This window comes from Nocardia sp. 149-1B, from assembly GCF_057747975.1.
In genome coordinates this window covers 1,024,900-1,037,081 of sequence record NZ_CM173233.1, presented here as the reverse complement: position 1 = coordinate 1,037,081, position 12,182 = coordinate 1,024,900, and the positions used below count along the sequence as shown (strand labels likewise).

The 12,182-nt window shown below is 70.7% G+C and carries 12 protein-coding genes; 5 read left to right on the top strand and 7 right to left on the bottom strand.

Annotated features, from left to right (window positions below; genetic code table 11):
• Window positions 1-2 precede the first annotated feature (2 nt).
• Window positions 3-146, top strand: a complete 144-nt coding sequence (locus tag AC3ANS_RS05000; RefSeq protein WP_488295064.1) for a GPGG-motif small membrane protein — start codon at window positions 3-5, stop codon at window positions 144-146.
• On the opposite strand, the gene AC3ANS_RS04995 is transcribed toward AC3ANS_RS05000, so the two are convergent.
• Window positions 139-786: a UdgX family uracil-DNA binding protein gene (locus AC3ANS_RS04995; RefSeq protein WP_488295063.1), complete on the bottom strand. Its 648-nt coding sequence runs from the start codon at window positions 784-786 to the stop codon at window positions 139-141. The two genes, AC3ANS_RS05000 and AC3ANS_RS04995, sit on opposite strands and share 8 nt — an antisense overlap.
• Window positions 787-817: 31 nt before the next feature.
• On the opposite strand from AC3ANS_RS04995, the gene AC3ANS_RS04990 reads away from it, so the two are divergent.
• The 4 genes from AC3ANS_RS04990 (at window position 818) to AC3ANS_RS04975 (ending at window position 3,608) form a co-directional block, all read left to right on the top strand.
• Window positions 818-1,432, top strand: coding sequence for a flavodoxin family protein (locus AC3ANS_RS04990; RefSeq protein ID WP_488295062.1), 615 nt, complete (start codon window positions 818-820; stop codon window positions 1,430-1,432).
• Window positions 1,433-1,477: 45 nt separating this feature from the next.
• Window positions 1,478-2,344 carry a TIGR03619 family F420-dependent LLM class oxidoreductase gene (locus AC3ANS_RS04985; protein WP_488295061.1) on the top strand — a complete coding sequence of 289 codons (867 nt, stop codon included), beginning with the start codon at window positions 1,478-1,480 and terminating at the stop codon, window positions 2,342-2,344.
• Between the two features lie 80 nt (window positions 2,345-2,424).
• Window positions 2,425-2,649 carry a DUF7218 family protein gene (locus tag AC3ANS_RS04980; RefSeq protein WP_488295060.1) on the top strand — a complete coding sequence of 75 codons (225 nt, stop codon included), beginning with the start codon at window positions 2,425-2,427 and terminating at the stop codon, window positions 2,647-2,649.
• On the top strand, window positions 2,646-3,608 hold the full coding sequence (locus tag AC3ANS_RS04975; protein WP_488296429.1) for a TIGR03557 family F420-dependent LLM class oxidoreductase: 963 nt from the start codon (window positions 2,646-2,648) through the stop codon (window positions 3,606-3,608). The genes AC3ANS_RS04980 and AC3ANS_RS04975 overlap by 4 nt, the downstream gene beginning before the upstream one ends.
• On the opposite strand, the gene AC3ANS_RS04970 is transcribed toward AC3ANS_RS04975, so the two are convergent.
• The 6 genes from AC3ANS_RS04970 to AC3ANS_RS04945 all read right to left on the bottom strand — a co-directional run bounded on the left by AC3ANS_RS04970 (window position 3,563) and on the right by AC3ANS_RS04945 (window position 12,182).
• Window positions 3,563-4,018: an SRPBCC family protein gene (locus AC3ANS_RS04970; protein ID WP_488295059.1), complete on the bottom strand. Its 456-nt coding sequence runs from the start codon at window positions 4,016-4,018 to the stop codon at window positions 3,563-3,565. The two genes, AC3ANS_RS04975 and AC3ANS_RS04970, sit on opposite strands and share 46 nt — an antisense overlap.
• A gap of 151 nt (window positions 4,019-4,169) precedes the next feature.
• Window positions 4,170-5,738, bottom strand: a complete 1,569-nt coding sequence (gene guaA, locus AC3ANS_RS04965) for a glutamine-hydrolyzing GMP synthase (RefSeq protein ID WP_488295058.1) — start codon at window positions 5,736-5,738, stop codon at window positions 4,170-4,172.
• 366 nt (window positions 5,739-6,104) lie between these two features.
• On the bottom strand, window positions 6,105-7,832 hold the full coding sequence (locus AC3ANS_RS04960) for a GMC oxidoreductase (protein WP_488295057.1): 1,728 nt from the start codon (window positions 7,830-7,832) through the stop codon (window positions 6,105-6,107).
• On the bottom strand, window positions 7,829-9,457 hold the full coding sequence (locus tag AC3ANS_RS04955) for a succinic semialdehyde dehydrogenase (RefSeq protein WP_488295056.1): 1,629 nt from the start codon (window positions 9,455-9,457) through the stop codon (window positions 7,829-7,831). Before AC3ANS_RS04955 ends, AC3ANS_RS04960 begins: the two co-directional genes overlap by 4 nt.
• A gap of 113 nt (window positions 9,458-9,570) precedes the next feature.
• Window positions 9,571-11,013, bottom strand: a complete 1,443-nt coding sequence (locus AC3ANS_RS04950; RefSeq protein WP_488295055.1) for an aldehyde dehydrogenase — start codon at window positions 11,011-11,013, stop codon at window positions 9,571-9,573.
• 62 nt (window positions 11,014-11,075) lie between these two features.
• Complete coding sequence (locus AC3ANS_RS04945) at window positions 11,076-12,182, bottom strand: Rv3169 family protein (protein ID WP_488295054.1); 1,107 nt, start codon at window positions 12,180-12,182, stop codon at window positions 11,076-11,078.

Sequence of the window (12,182 nt, the reverse complement as noted above, 5' to 3'; positions counted from 1 at the left end):
ACATGTTGTTCTTGCTGTGGATCCTGGCGGTGATCCTCGTGATCGCCGGCATCTTCCAGTTGTTCAAGGGCCAGCTGCTGTGGGGCATCGTGCTGATCATCGTCGGCTTCGCCGTCGGCCCCGGCGGATACAGCATCTTCAAGTAGCTAGCCGATCGACCGCGACCCGCAGGTCGGCGACGAGCTCGTCGTACGCCGACCTGCGGTCGTCGGCCCGCAGCACCGCTGAGGGATGCGTGGTGGCCAGCACCCACGCCGGCGCCCGGGCGACCGGGAACGTCGCCGGCCACTCCCGCAGCCGACCACGTGCCTCGCCGACCTTGAACCCGGCGCCGTAGACCGCCTTGCCGGCCGTCGCGCCGAGCAGCACCACTCCGCTGGGGCGCACCAGCCTCAGCTCGGCCTCGAGCCACGGTCCGCACGCCGCCACGTGAGCGCGGGTGGGCGACTGGTGGATGCGCCGCTTGCCACGCGTTCCCGACCAGCGGAAGTGCTTGACGACGTTGGTGATGTAGACGTCGCCGGGCGAGATGCCGACCTCCGCGAGCGCCTCGTCGAGCACCTTGCCGGCCGGGCCGACGAACGGCTCGCCCTCCTGGTCCTCGCGATCGCCCGGCTGCTCCCCGAGCAGCATCAGCTGCGCGTCTCGGGCGCCGTCGCCCATCACCGCCTGGGTGGCATCGCGGTAGAGCTCGCAGCCCCGGCACGCCTGCACGGCCTCGCGAATCGAGCGGAGGCTCAGGGTCTCGGGCACCCACGCACCGGCGCCGGGTCTGTCCTCGGGCATGGTGCCCCGGTACCCCGGGCACTGCAGCGGCATGACCACCACCCCGTTGCGCGCCCTCGTGCTCGTCTGCACCCTCAAGCCCTCACCCGCTGCATCGAGCTCCCAGCTGCTCGGCGAGCAGGTGCTGCACGTGCTCGCAGAGGAGGGCGTGTCCGGTGAAGTGGTCCGCGTCGTGGACCACGACGTGCGGTTCGGCGTCACCACCGACGAGGGCGACGGCGACACCTGGCCAGAGATCCGCGCCAAGATGCTGGACAGCGACATCCTCGTCATCGCCACCCCGATCTGGATGGGGCAGCCCGCCTCGGTCTGCAAGATGGTGCTCGAGAGGTTGGACGCCGAGCTGAGCGAGACCGACGACCAGGGCCGGACCCTGACCCAGGGCAAGGTCGCGGTCGTGGCCGTCGTCGGCAACGAGGACGGCGCCCACCACGTGGTCGCCGAGGTCCTGCAGGCGCTCAACGACGTCGGGTTCAGCGCGGCGGCGAACGCCGGCACCTACTGGGTCGGCGAGGCCATGCAGAGCACCGACTACGCCGACCTGGACGCGACCCCCGAGAAGACCGCGGCCGCGACCACGGCCGCCGCGCGCAACGCGGCCCACCTGGCCCGGCTCCTGCAGGACTCGCCGTACCCGCCCGCCTGAGGCGAAAGAACGAGAACGCGTTCTAGTTCCCGCTACGGTGAGTCCGTGCGCTTCTCGATCAGCACGGCGTTCCAGCCGGTCGACCACCTGCCCCACCTGGCCCGCGCGGCCGACGAGCTCGGCTACCACTCGATGGCCGTGCCCGACCACGTGGTCGACCTCGAGGAGCTGGCCACGCCGTACCCGTACACCGCCGACGGCACCCGTCGCTGGGACTCCTCGACCGATTGGCCCGACCCGTGGGTGTTGATCGGCGCCTTGTCCGCCGTGACGACCCGACTGCGGTTCTTCACCTCCGTCTACGTCCCCGCGATCCGCAGCCCGTTCCAGGTGGCCAAGAGCGTGGGTACCGCCGCGGTGCTCTCCGGCAACCGGGTCAGCCTCGGCGTCGGGATCGGCTGGTGCCGCGAGGAGTTCGAGCTGCTCGGACAGGACTTCTCGACCCGGGGCAGGCGCACCGACGAGGCGCTCGCGCTGATGGCGCAGCTCTGGCGGCCCGGCTGGACGGAGTTCGAGGGCGAGTTCTACACCGCGCCCCGCCTGGCCATGGAGCCGACGCCGACCGAGCCCATCCCCGTGCTGATCGGCGGCCTCTCCGAGATCGCCTTCCGGCGCGCGGCCCGCCACGACGGCTGGGTGGGCGACATCTACCCCACCGACGAGGCGATCGCGCTGGCCCGCCGGATCGCCGACGTACGCCGCGAGGCCGGCGCCGACGGTGAGTTCTCGGTGATCACCGCGCTGAGCGACGCGTTCCTGCCCGAGCACTTCGCGCGCGCCGAAGCCGGAGGCATCACCGACTGCTGGACGATGCCGTGGGCCTACTACCACGGGCTCGACGCGACGCTGGAGCAGAAGATCGACAGCCTCGAGCGATTCGCCCGCGACGTGCTCGGACCCGTCAACGGCTGACAGCCAGGCCCGCCGAATGCACCGGCTGGAGCCGGGTACCTCCGACCTGACAGCTGATTGTCGGACCCCAGGAGGACACCGTGCCCAGCAAGTCGTCGAACGTGAAGAACGAGAAGCAGTACGAGGCCCTGAAGGACAAGGGCATGTCGAAGGAGCGGGCGGCCAAGATCGCCAACGCCAAGGACTCCTCCAAGCACGGCGGTGAGCAGTCCGGCAAGGGCGGCAGCAGCAAGCAGGGCGGCACCACCGCCCAGAAGAAGGAGGCCGGCCGCAAGGGCGGCAAGGCAGCGGCGAAGAAGAGCTGATGAAGGTCGGCTACTTCCTCTCCTGCGAGGAGCACCCGCCCGAGGAGCTGGTCCGCCAGGCGAAGCTGGCCGAGGAGGCGGGCTTCGAGGGTCTGTGGATCTCCGATCACTACCACCCGTGGAACCACGAGCAGGGCCAGAGCCCGTTCGTGTGGAGCGTGATCGGCGCGGTCAGCCAGGTCTGCGACCTGCCCGTCACCACCGCGGTCACCTGCCCTACGGTGCGCATCCACCCGGCGGTGGTCGCGCAGGCGGCCGCCACCAGCGCCCGGTTGTGCCGCGGTGGGTTCCGGCTGGGGGTCGGCACCGGCGAGGCGCTGAACGAGCACGTCACCGGCAGTCGCTGGCCGACCGCCGACGTCCGTCTCGAGATGCTCGAGGAGGCGGTCGCGGTCATCCGTGAGCTGCTGACCGGGGAGCGAGTCACTCACCACGGCCGCCACTACACCGTGGAGGACGCCCGGATCTTCACGCTGCCCGACCGGCCCGTCGAGATCCCGGTCTCGGCGTTCGGGCCCGAAGCGGTCTCCCTGGCTGCCCGCATCGGCGACGGCTTCGTCACGGCGCAGCCGGACGCCGACGGGCTCGCGTCGTACCGCGAGCAGGGCGGTCGTGGCCCCGCGATGGCCGGGGCCAAGGCGTGCTGGGGCCGGGACCGCGACCGAGCACAGGAGCTCGCACACCGGCTGTGGTCCAACACCGGAGTGCCCGGCGAGCTCGCCCAGGTGCTGCCGAGCCCGGCACACTTCGAGCAGGCCGCACAGCTGGTGACCGCCGAGATGATCGGGGAGACGATCCCGTGCGGCCCCGACGTCGACGAGCACGTCACCAAGCTCGCGAAGTACGCCGAGGCCGGGTTCGACGAGCTGTACGTCGCGCAGATCGGCCCCGACCAGGACGAGTTCTTCCGGGCCTACGAGGCGGAGGTCCTGCCCGCGCTGCGCCGCTCGCAAACGTAGGCGAGGCGCCGCAGGCTCTCGGTGTTGCGCCACTTGAGCTGCACGTGGCGCAGCGGCTTGGGCATGAGCAGCGCCGGGCCGCTGACGGCGTCCTCCTCGATGCTGACGTCGGTCTCGACGCCGGCGGCCTCGAGACGGAGGACGACGTTCGCGGCTCCGGTCGGCCAGGCGCGAGCGTGCAGCACGAGCCGCGAGCCTGGGGTCGACTCGAGGACCTCAGTGGTGTCGTCGAGCAGCATGGGCCAGGAGCCGACGGAGTGGTGCAGCTTCGTGCCGACCGCGGGCCAGCCGTCGTCGACCTCGCGCATCCGGGAGGCGCCGACCACCCAGAGCGGGTAGAGCCAGCCGTCGGCCAGCACGTCCCAGACCTGCTCGGGGGTGGCCTTGATCCTGCGGGTGTTGATCGCCATGCCGGGCCGGTACCCACTCGGCGACCAGGACCCACACGGCGGAAATGGAAGAACCGCTGGGGTCTCGGGTCCCCAGCGGTTCATTGAAAACTGTACCCACCCGAACGGGTGAACGCCAGTCCTCGGGCGGGAAAACGCCGTGAGACGTCAGTCACTCCCACTCGATGGTGCCGGGGGGCTTGGAGGTGATGTCGACGGTGACCCGGTTGACCTCACGGACCTCGTTGGTGATGCGGGTGGAGATCCGCTCGAGGACGTCGTACGGCAACCGCGCCCAGTCGGCGGTCATCGCGTCCTCGGAGGTGACCGGGCGCAGCACGACCGGGTGGCCGTAGGTGCGGTGGTCGCCCTGGACGCCGACGGAGCGTACGTCGGCCAGCAGCACCACCGGGAACTGCCAGATGTCGCGGTCGAGACCGGCGCGGGTCAGCTCCTCGCGGGCGATCGCATCGGCCTCGCGGAGGATGTCGAGGCGCTCGCGGGTGACCTCGCCGATGATCCGGATGCCGAGCCCGGGACCCGGGAACGGCTGGCGCCAGACGATCTCGGCCGGCAGGCCGAGCTGCTCGCCGACCAGGCGGACCTCGTCCTTGAACAGCGTCCGCAGCGGCTCGACCAGCTCGAACTCGAGGTCGTCGGGCAGACCGCCGACGTTGTGGTGGGACTTGATGTTGGACGTGCCCGCTCCCCCGCCGGACTCGACCACGTCGGGGTAGAGCGTGCCCTGCACGAGGAACGCGACCTTCTCGTCACTCTCCCCGAGGATCTCGGCCTCGGCCGCCTCGAAGACCCGGATGAACTCCCGGCCGATGATCTTGCGCTTCTCCTCGGGGTCGGTGACCCCGGCGAGCGCGTCGAGGAACTGCTTCTCGGCGTCGACGACCTTGAGGTCGACTCCGGTGGCGGCCACGAAGTCGCGCTCGACCTGCGCGGTCTCGCCCTGGCGCATCAGGCCGTGGTCGACGTACACACACGTCAGCCGGTCGCCGATCGCCCGCTGGACGATCGCGGCGGCCACCGCGGAGTCGACGCCGCCGGAGAGTCCGCAGATCGCCTGGCCACGGTCGCCGATCTGGGCACGGATCGCCTCGATCTGCTCCTCGACGATGTTGACCATCGTCCAGGTCTGGCGGCAGTGGGCGATCTGGACCAGGAAGTGCTCGAGCACCTTCTGACCGTGCTCGGTGTGCAGCACCTCGGGGTGCCACTGGACACCGGCCAGTCCGCGGTCGACGGCCTCGAACGCAGCGACGGGGGTGCTGGGCGTGGAGGCGAGTACGTCGAAGCCCGCCGGTGCGGCCGCCACCGAGTCGCCGTGGGACATCCACACGGTGTGGGTCGCGGGGATGTCGGCCAGCAGGGTGCCGGCCCGGCCGACCGTGACCGTCGTACGTCCGTACTCGCGGGCACCGGTGTGGGCGACCTCGCCACCCAGCCCCTGGGCCATCAGCTGGAAGCCGTAGCACATGCCGAACACCGGGGTGCCGGCCGTGAAGAGCTCCGGGGCGATCGTCGGGGCGCCCGGCTCGTAGACCGAGGAGGGTCCCCCGGAGAGGATGATCGCCTTGGGCTCGCGAGCCAGCATCTCGGCCACCGGCATCGTGTGCGGCACGATCTCGGAGTAGACCCGCGCCTCCCGCACCCGCCGGGCGATCAGCTGGGCGTACTGCGCCCCGAAGTCGACCACCAGGACCAGATCGTGCTCCGCCGCGGGGTTCATGCCGCACAGCCTATCGATCTGCGGACCGGTGCTCCGACTCCGCGGGCGTGCGCGGGACGTCATCACATCTGAGGTTCAGGGGCCGCGAAGGTGATGACGTCGTGCGGGCCGGTGCCTGCCCTCGTGTTCCGCGGACCCCATGGCGTCTCGATACGGCGGGCGAAAGACGCATCAGGGCCCGGCCGGGGAGGGAGGGATGGCCGGGCCCTGACTGTCCACGCGTCTGCTGGACAGAGCCTGGACATGGGACCCGGCGGTGGGAGGGAGCGTTTGACCGGGTCCGCTGGCTCAACGACCCGTGCAGACCCGGGTCACGGGACATTCACAGGTATTTTCTCCCGAGCCCGTCCGGTTCGTCCTCCCGCCTCAGGAGACTCCGACGATCGGCAGCCGCAGGGCGCCCGGAGCGTCCTCGGGAACCACCGGCGCGACCGGTGCGACCGGCTCGATCCGGCGGTACTCCGCACCCAGCGGCGGGCGCGGGTCGGCCTGCCCCTTGTTGGGCCAGAACGACATCGCCCGCTCGGCCTGGGCGGTGATCGTCAGCGACGGGTTCACGCCCAGGTTGGCCGAGATCGCCGAGCCGTCGGCGATGTGCAGGCCGGGGTGGCCGTAGACCCGCTGGTAGGCGTCCACCACCCCGGTCTCGCGAGAGTCACCGATCGCGCAGCCACCGAGGAAGTGCGCGGTCAGGGGCTTGTTGAAGGCGTCGCCGACGGCGCTGCCGGCGAACCCGCCGGTCATCTCGGCCATCATCCGGATCGCCTGGTTGCCGGCCGGGATCCAGGTCGGGTTCGGCACGCCGTGGCCCTGCTTGGAGGTGACGTAGCGCTTCCGGGTGCCCGGGATCCGCTTGGTGTAGAGCGTGATGGAGTTGTCGAGGCTCTGCATCACCAGCGCGATGATCGTGCGCTCCGACCAGTGCTTCATGTCGTAGAGGTTGCGCACCTCCCTGCGCTGCTTCCACAGCTCCCGCAGCCAGGTGCGCCAACGCGGCTCGTCACCGTCACCGTCGGTGAGCACCGACTGCAGCAGCGACATCAGGTTGCTGCCCGGGCCGTAGCGGACCGGCTCGATGTGCGTGTTGGGGTCGGGGTGGAAGCTGCTGGTGATCGAGACACCCTGGCTGTAGTCGACCGACAGGTCCGGTGCGATCACGCCGCCGATCGACTCGGAGTTGGTGCGCGAGAGGTACCCGAGGCGGTCCGAGAGCCCCGGAAGGTGGCCCTCGTCCTTCATCCGGTGCAGCAGTCGTTGGGTGCCGAGCGCGGCGGCGGCGAACACGACCTGCTCGGCGGTCAGCACCCGCCGCACCGAGGGCCGGCTGACCTTCGCCTTCGTGTAGCGGATGTGGACGTCGTACCCACCCCCGTCACGGGGCCGCACCCGGGTGACCGTGGTCAGCGGCATCACCTTCGCGCCGTTGCGCTCGGCGAGGTAGAGGTAGTTCTTCATCAGGGTGTTCTTGGAGTTGTGGCGGCAGCCGGTCATGCACGAGCCGCAGCCGATGCAGGTACGCCGTTCGGGGCCGGCGCCGCCGAAGAAGGGGTCGTCCACGGTCTGGCCCATGCCCGCGCCGGGACCACCGAAGAACACACCGACCGGGGTCGGGTGGAACGTGTGCCCCACGCCCATCTCGGTCGCGACCTTCTCCATGATGTCGTCCGACGGCGTACGGAGCGGGTTCTCGACGACACCCAGCATCCGCTTGGCCTGGTCGTAGTACGGCGCGAGCTCGGACTTCCAGTCGGTGATGTGGCTCCACTGCGCGTCGGCGTAGAACGCGGGCAGCGGCTCGTAGAGCGTGTTGGCGTAGACGAGCGACCCGCCGCCGACGCCCGCGCCGGACACGATCAGGCAGTCCTTGAGGGCGTCGATGCGCTGGATGCCGTAGCAGCCGACCTCGGGCCGGAAGAGGTACTTGGAGACCTCGAACGAGGTCTCGGGGAAGTCGGTGTCGTCGAAGCGGGCGCCCGCCTCGATCACACCGACCTTGTAGCCCTTCTCGGTCAGCCGCAGCGCCGTGACGGACCCGCCGAAGCCGGAGCCGACGACGAGGACGTCGTAGTCGAAGGTGTCCTGGGGGGTGCTCATGCTCGTCCCACCTTCTTCATCAGGCGCAGGTTGGCGTTCATGACCTTGGCGTAGGTCTCGTCGGACATGCCGTAGTGCGGTCCGAACCGGATGAGGCGCTGCGTGGCGACCGCTTGGGTCTCGGTGAACCGGCGGATGCCCTCGGCGCCCTGGCGGCGACCGGTGCCCGACTCGCGCATCCCGCCCATCGGGGCGTCGACGCTGGCGAAGGTCGCCGCGAAGGCCTCGTTGACGTTGACGGTCCCGGCCTTGAGGTGCTCGGCGATGGCCCGGCCGCGGGCGCCGTCCTGGGTGTAGATCGAGGCGTTGAGGCCGTACTCGCCCTCGTTGGCGCGCGACACCGCGTCCGCCTCGTCGTGGAACCTATAGAGCGAGACCACCGGGCCGAAGGTCTCGTGGGCGAAGCAGGCCATGTCGGGCGTGACGCCCTCGAGGATCGTCGGCTCGAAGAAGTACGGGCCCAGGTCGGGGCGGGCGTGGCCGCCGGCGAGCACCCGGGCGCCCTTGGCGACCGCGTCGTCGACGTGCGCGGTGACCGCGTCGAGCTGGGCCTGGGAGATCAGCGGCCCCATGTCGTTGCCCCACTCGAGCGTCGCCCCGAGCGTGAGCGCCTGGGTGCGGGCCACGAACCGGTCGACGAAGCGGTCGTAGACCTGGTCGGCGACGAAGATCCGCTCCATCGAGACACACAGCTGCCCGGCGTTGGAGAACGAGGCGCGTACGGCGCCCTCAGCTGCCCGCTCGACGTCGGCGTCGCGCAGCACGAGGAGGGGGTTCTTGCCACCGAGCTCGAGCGAGCAGCCGATCAGCCGGTCGGCGCAGCCCTTCGCGATCAGCCGGCCCGTGGCGGTCGAGCCCGTGAAGCACACGTAGTCGGCGCGCTCGACGATCGCCGTGCCGATCTCGGAGCCGGGCCCGGCGACCACCTGCCACAGGTCCCGCGGGAGCCCGGCCTCCTCGAGCAGTCGCGCCCCGAGCAGGGCCGAGAGCATCGTCTGGGAGTCGGGCTTGCTGACGACGGCGTTGCCGGCGGCCAGCGCCGCGATGCCGTCGATGAGCGCGAGGTTGAAGGGGTAGTTCCAGGGCGCGATGATGCCGACGACGCCCTTGGGGACATGGTTGACGTCGACCCGGGTGAGCCCGGGCACGACGCCGATGCGGCGGGACGCGCCGACGTGACGCTTCGCCGTACGCGCGTAGTAGCGAGCGGTGAGCGCGACGTGGAGCGGCTCGTCGAACGCGTGCTTGCGGGCCTTGCCGCTCTCCCAGACGATCAGGTCGATGATCTCCTGCTGCCGGTCGAGCACGAGGTCGTGCAAGCGGAGCAGCATCGCCGAGCGCTCCGCGAGCGGCGTGCGCGCCCAGGCGACCTGGGCCTTGCGGGCCCGCGCGAACGCCGTCTCCACGTCGGCGACGGTCGACTGCGGGATGTGCGCCAGCGGGGCGTCGTTGAGCGGCGACCGCACCTCCGCCGTCCGGCCGGAGGTGGCGACGAGTCGCCGGGTCAGCGTGGCGACGTCCTCGGGCTCGAGGGCGTAGGACGCCGTCGGGTCGTGCTCGGGGTCGAACGGTCCCTCGACGACCGGACCGCCGGCGGGGTCGGGGGTGGGGCTCTGCGCGCTCATAGGGGGGAGGGTATGTGACGCCGGTCTCGGAAACTACCTTTCAGTAGCCCCGGCTCGGTTTTTACACACGGCGTCCGGATGTCAAGACGCTCCGACGCCTGCCGAGCCCGCGATCAGGGGGTGTAGATCGCCTTCAGCTCGGTGTACTGCGCCAGGCCCTCGGGGCCGAACTCGCGGCCGACGCCCGAGGACTTGTAGCCGCCGAACGGCGCCGCGAAGTCCATCGTGTAGGTGTTGACGCCGTAGGTGCCGGTGCGCACGCGGCGCGCCACGTCCACCCCGGCCGCGACGTCACCGGTCCAGACGGTGCCGGCCAGGCCGTAGTCGGAGTCGTTGGCGATGCGGATCGCGTCGTCCACGTCGTCGAAGGGGATCACCGAGAGCACCGGGCCGAAGATCTCCTCCTGGGCGATGCGCATCCGGTTGTCGACGTCGGCGAACACCGTCGGGCGGACGTACCAGCCCGAGGAGAGCCCGTCGGGCATGCCGTTGCCGCCGACGACCACGCGGGCGCCCTCCTCCTGGCCCAGCGCGATGTACTTCTCGACGCGCTCCTGCTGGCGCTGCGCCACCATCGGGCCGACCTCGGTGGCGGGGTCCATCGGGTCGCCGACCTGCATCGCCGACACGGTTGCGGCCAGAGCGTCGACCACCTCGTCGTACCTGCTTCGCGAGGCGAGGATGCGGGTCTGCGCGACGCAGGCCTGCCCGGAATTCATCAGTGCGGTGAACTTCAGGCCCTCCATCGTGGTGGCCAGGTCGGCATCGTCGAGCACGATCGCGGCGGACTTGCCACCGAGCTCGAGCGAGACCCGCTTGAGCTGCTCGCCGCACACCGCGGCGATCTTGCGGCCGGCGGCGGTCGAGCCGGTGAACGCGACCTTGTCGATGCCGGGGTGGGCGACGAGGTGCTCGCCGACCTCGCGGCCGGCGGCGACGATGTTGACGACCCCGGCCGGTACGCCGGCCTCGGCGAGCAGCTCGGCCATGAGGTAGGTGTCCAGCGGGGTCTCCGGGGCCGGCTTGACCACCACCGTGCAGCCGGCGAGCAGCGCGGGGATCACCTTGGACATCGTGGTGAACTGCGGGACGTTCCAGGGCGGGATCGCCGCGACCACGCCGACCGGCTCGCGGCGCACGATCACGTCGGTGCCGAGCATTCCGGTGCGCGCCTCCTCCCACGCGAAGGCGCGGGCGACGGTGAGGAACGACTCGATCTGCATCCACGGCGCGGGCGACTGGGCGAGGTTGGAGAACGACGTCGGCGAGCCCATCTCGATCGTGATCAGCTCGGCCATCTCGGCCAGCTTGCCGGCGTACAGGTTCGAGAACGCCTGGACGACCTCGATGCGCTCCTCGGGACTCATCCGCGGCCACGGGCCCTCGTCGAAGGCGCGCCGGGCCGCGGCCACCGCGGCGTCGATGTCGGCGGCGCTCCCCTCCGGCACCGTCGCGACCACCTGCTCGGTGTGCGGCGAGACCACCTGCAGGGTGGCCGAGGTCGCCGGGGCGGCCCAGCCGCCGTCGATGAAGAACGCGGAACGGTCGAGGCTCATGGCGAGTCCTTTCGGTGCGGTGGTTTCGAGGCTCGCTTCGCTCGCACCTCAACCACCGAGTTCTAGGGGGCGAGCGAGAAGAAGTCGGCGAAGCCGGACGGGTCGTGGCGGCCGATGCAGAAGTGCTCGAAGAGCCCGAAGCCCTCGGCGCCGTCGGCCGTCGCACGGCCGACGTGGTCGACGCAGCCGAACATGAAGCGGCCCTGCACGGCCGGGTCGTCCATCGCGTAGGTGACCCGCTCGACGAAGTCCGCACCCTTCCAGGTGCCGTGGATCCAGTCCGGGTCGCCGCCGTAGCCGCTGCCGACGTGGAGGGGTACGGCGAGCCGCGACTCGACCTCGATCACCAGCGGCTTGCCCTCGGGGGTCGTGCACCGGATCGTCGCGCCCGTCGGCGTACGGGTGCCGGAGGCGTAGTGGACGTCGATCAGCGGCCAGCCGAGCTGCTCGACGCGGCCGTCCTTCCAGACGCGCGTGCAGTCGTTGAGGGTGCGGAACCCGTCGGGGGCTTCCTGGATGATCAGCACGACCGCGAAGTCCTCGAACTGCAGCGGCACGTAGAGCCACCACATGCCCTCGAACGGCGGGTCGGTGGGCGCACCGGGCGGCTCGGCCTCGCCGACGGGGCGGATCCCCCAGGAACGGTCGCGACTGCCCAACCAGGTCGCCGGGTCGACCGCGATCTCCTCGCCGTCGACGACGATCGTGCCGCTCCACGCGCCGAGCTGGGCGAAGCGCTGGGCGTCGAGGGTCACCCGGCTGCCGGAGCGCAGTACGTGCGGCTGCTCCTGCACGACCGGACAGGTGCCGTCCCACGTCAGGTCGAGCGCGATGCCCTCGGTCTCCTCCAGGACGACCCGGAGCTGGCGGAGTGGCTCGGGAACCTCGACGCGGTAGCGGCCGACGTGCGGGTTGAGCCGGTCCTGGTCGATGAGGTCGGAGAGGTGGACCGCGGTCTGCTGGCCGCCCCGCGCGACGAGGACGAACGCGTCCTTGGTGCCGAGGTTGGGGTAGTAGCCCAGTCCGGTGATCACCATGATCTCGCCGGTGCGGTCGTGGGCGTTGAAGTACCAGCGGTCATAGAAGTTGCGGTCGCTGCTGTTCGCCCACGCCATCGGCAGTGGCGCCTGGTGCAGCGGGAACTCGTCGAGCGGGCCGATGCCGGTCAC

Coding starts and splice junctions, on each gene's coding strand:
- AC3ANS_RS05000 (WP_488295064.1), top strand. CDS start 3: ATGTTGTTCTTGCTGTGGATCCTGGCGGTGATCCTCGTGATCGCCGGC.
- AC3ANS_RS04995 (WP_488295063.1), bottom strand. CDS start 786: ATGCCCGAGGACAGACCCGGCGCCGGTGCGTGGGTGCCCGAGACCCTG.
- AC3ANS_RS04990 (WP_488295062.1), top strand. CDS start 818: ATGACCACCACCCCGTTGCGCGCCCTCGTGCTCGTCTGCACCCTCAAG.
- AC3ANS_RS04970 (WP_488295059.1), bottom strand. CDS start 4,018: ATGGCGATCAACACCCGCAGGATCAAGGCCACCCCCGAGCAGGTCTGG.
- guaA (WP_488295058.1), bottom strand. CDS start 5,738: ATGAACCCCGCGGCGGAGCACGATCTGGTCCTGGTGGTCGACTTCGGG.
- AC3ANS_RS04960 (WP_488295057.1), bottom strand. CDS start 7,832: ATGAGCACCCCCCAGGACACCTTCGACTACGACGTCCTCGTCGTCGGC.
- AC3ANS_RS04955 (WP_488295056.1), bottom strand. CDS start 9,457: ATGAGCGCGCAGAGCCCCACCCCCGACCCCGCCGGCGGTCCGGTCGTC.
- AC3ANS_RS04950 (WP_488295055.1), bottom strand. CDS start 11,013: ATGAGCCTCGACCGTTCCGCGTTCTTCATCGACGGCGGCTGGGCCGCC.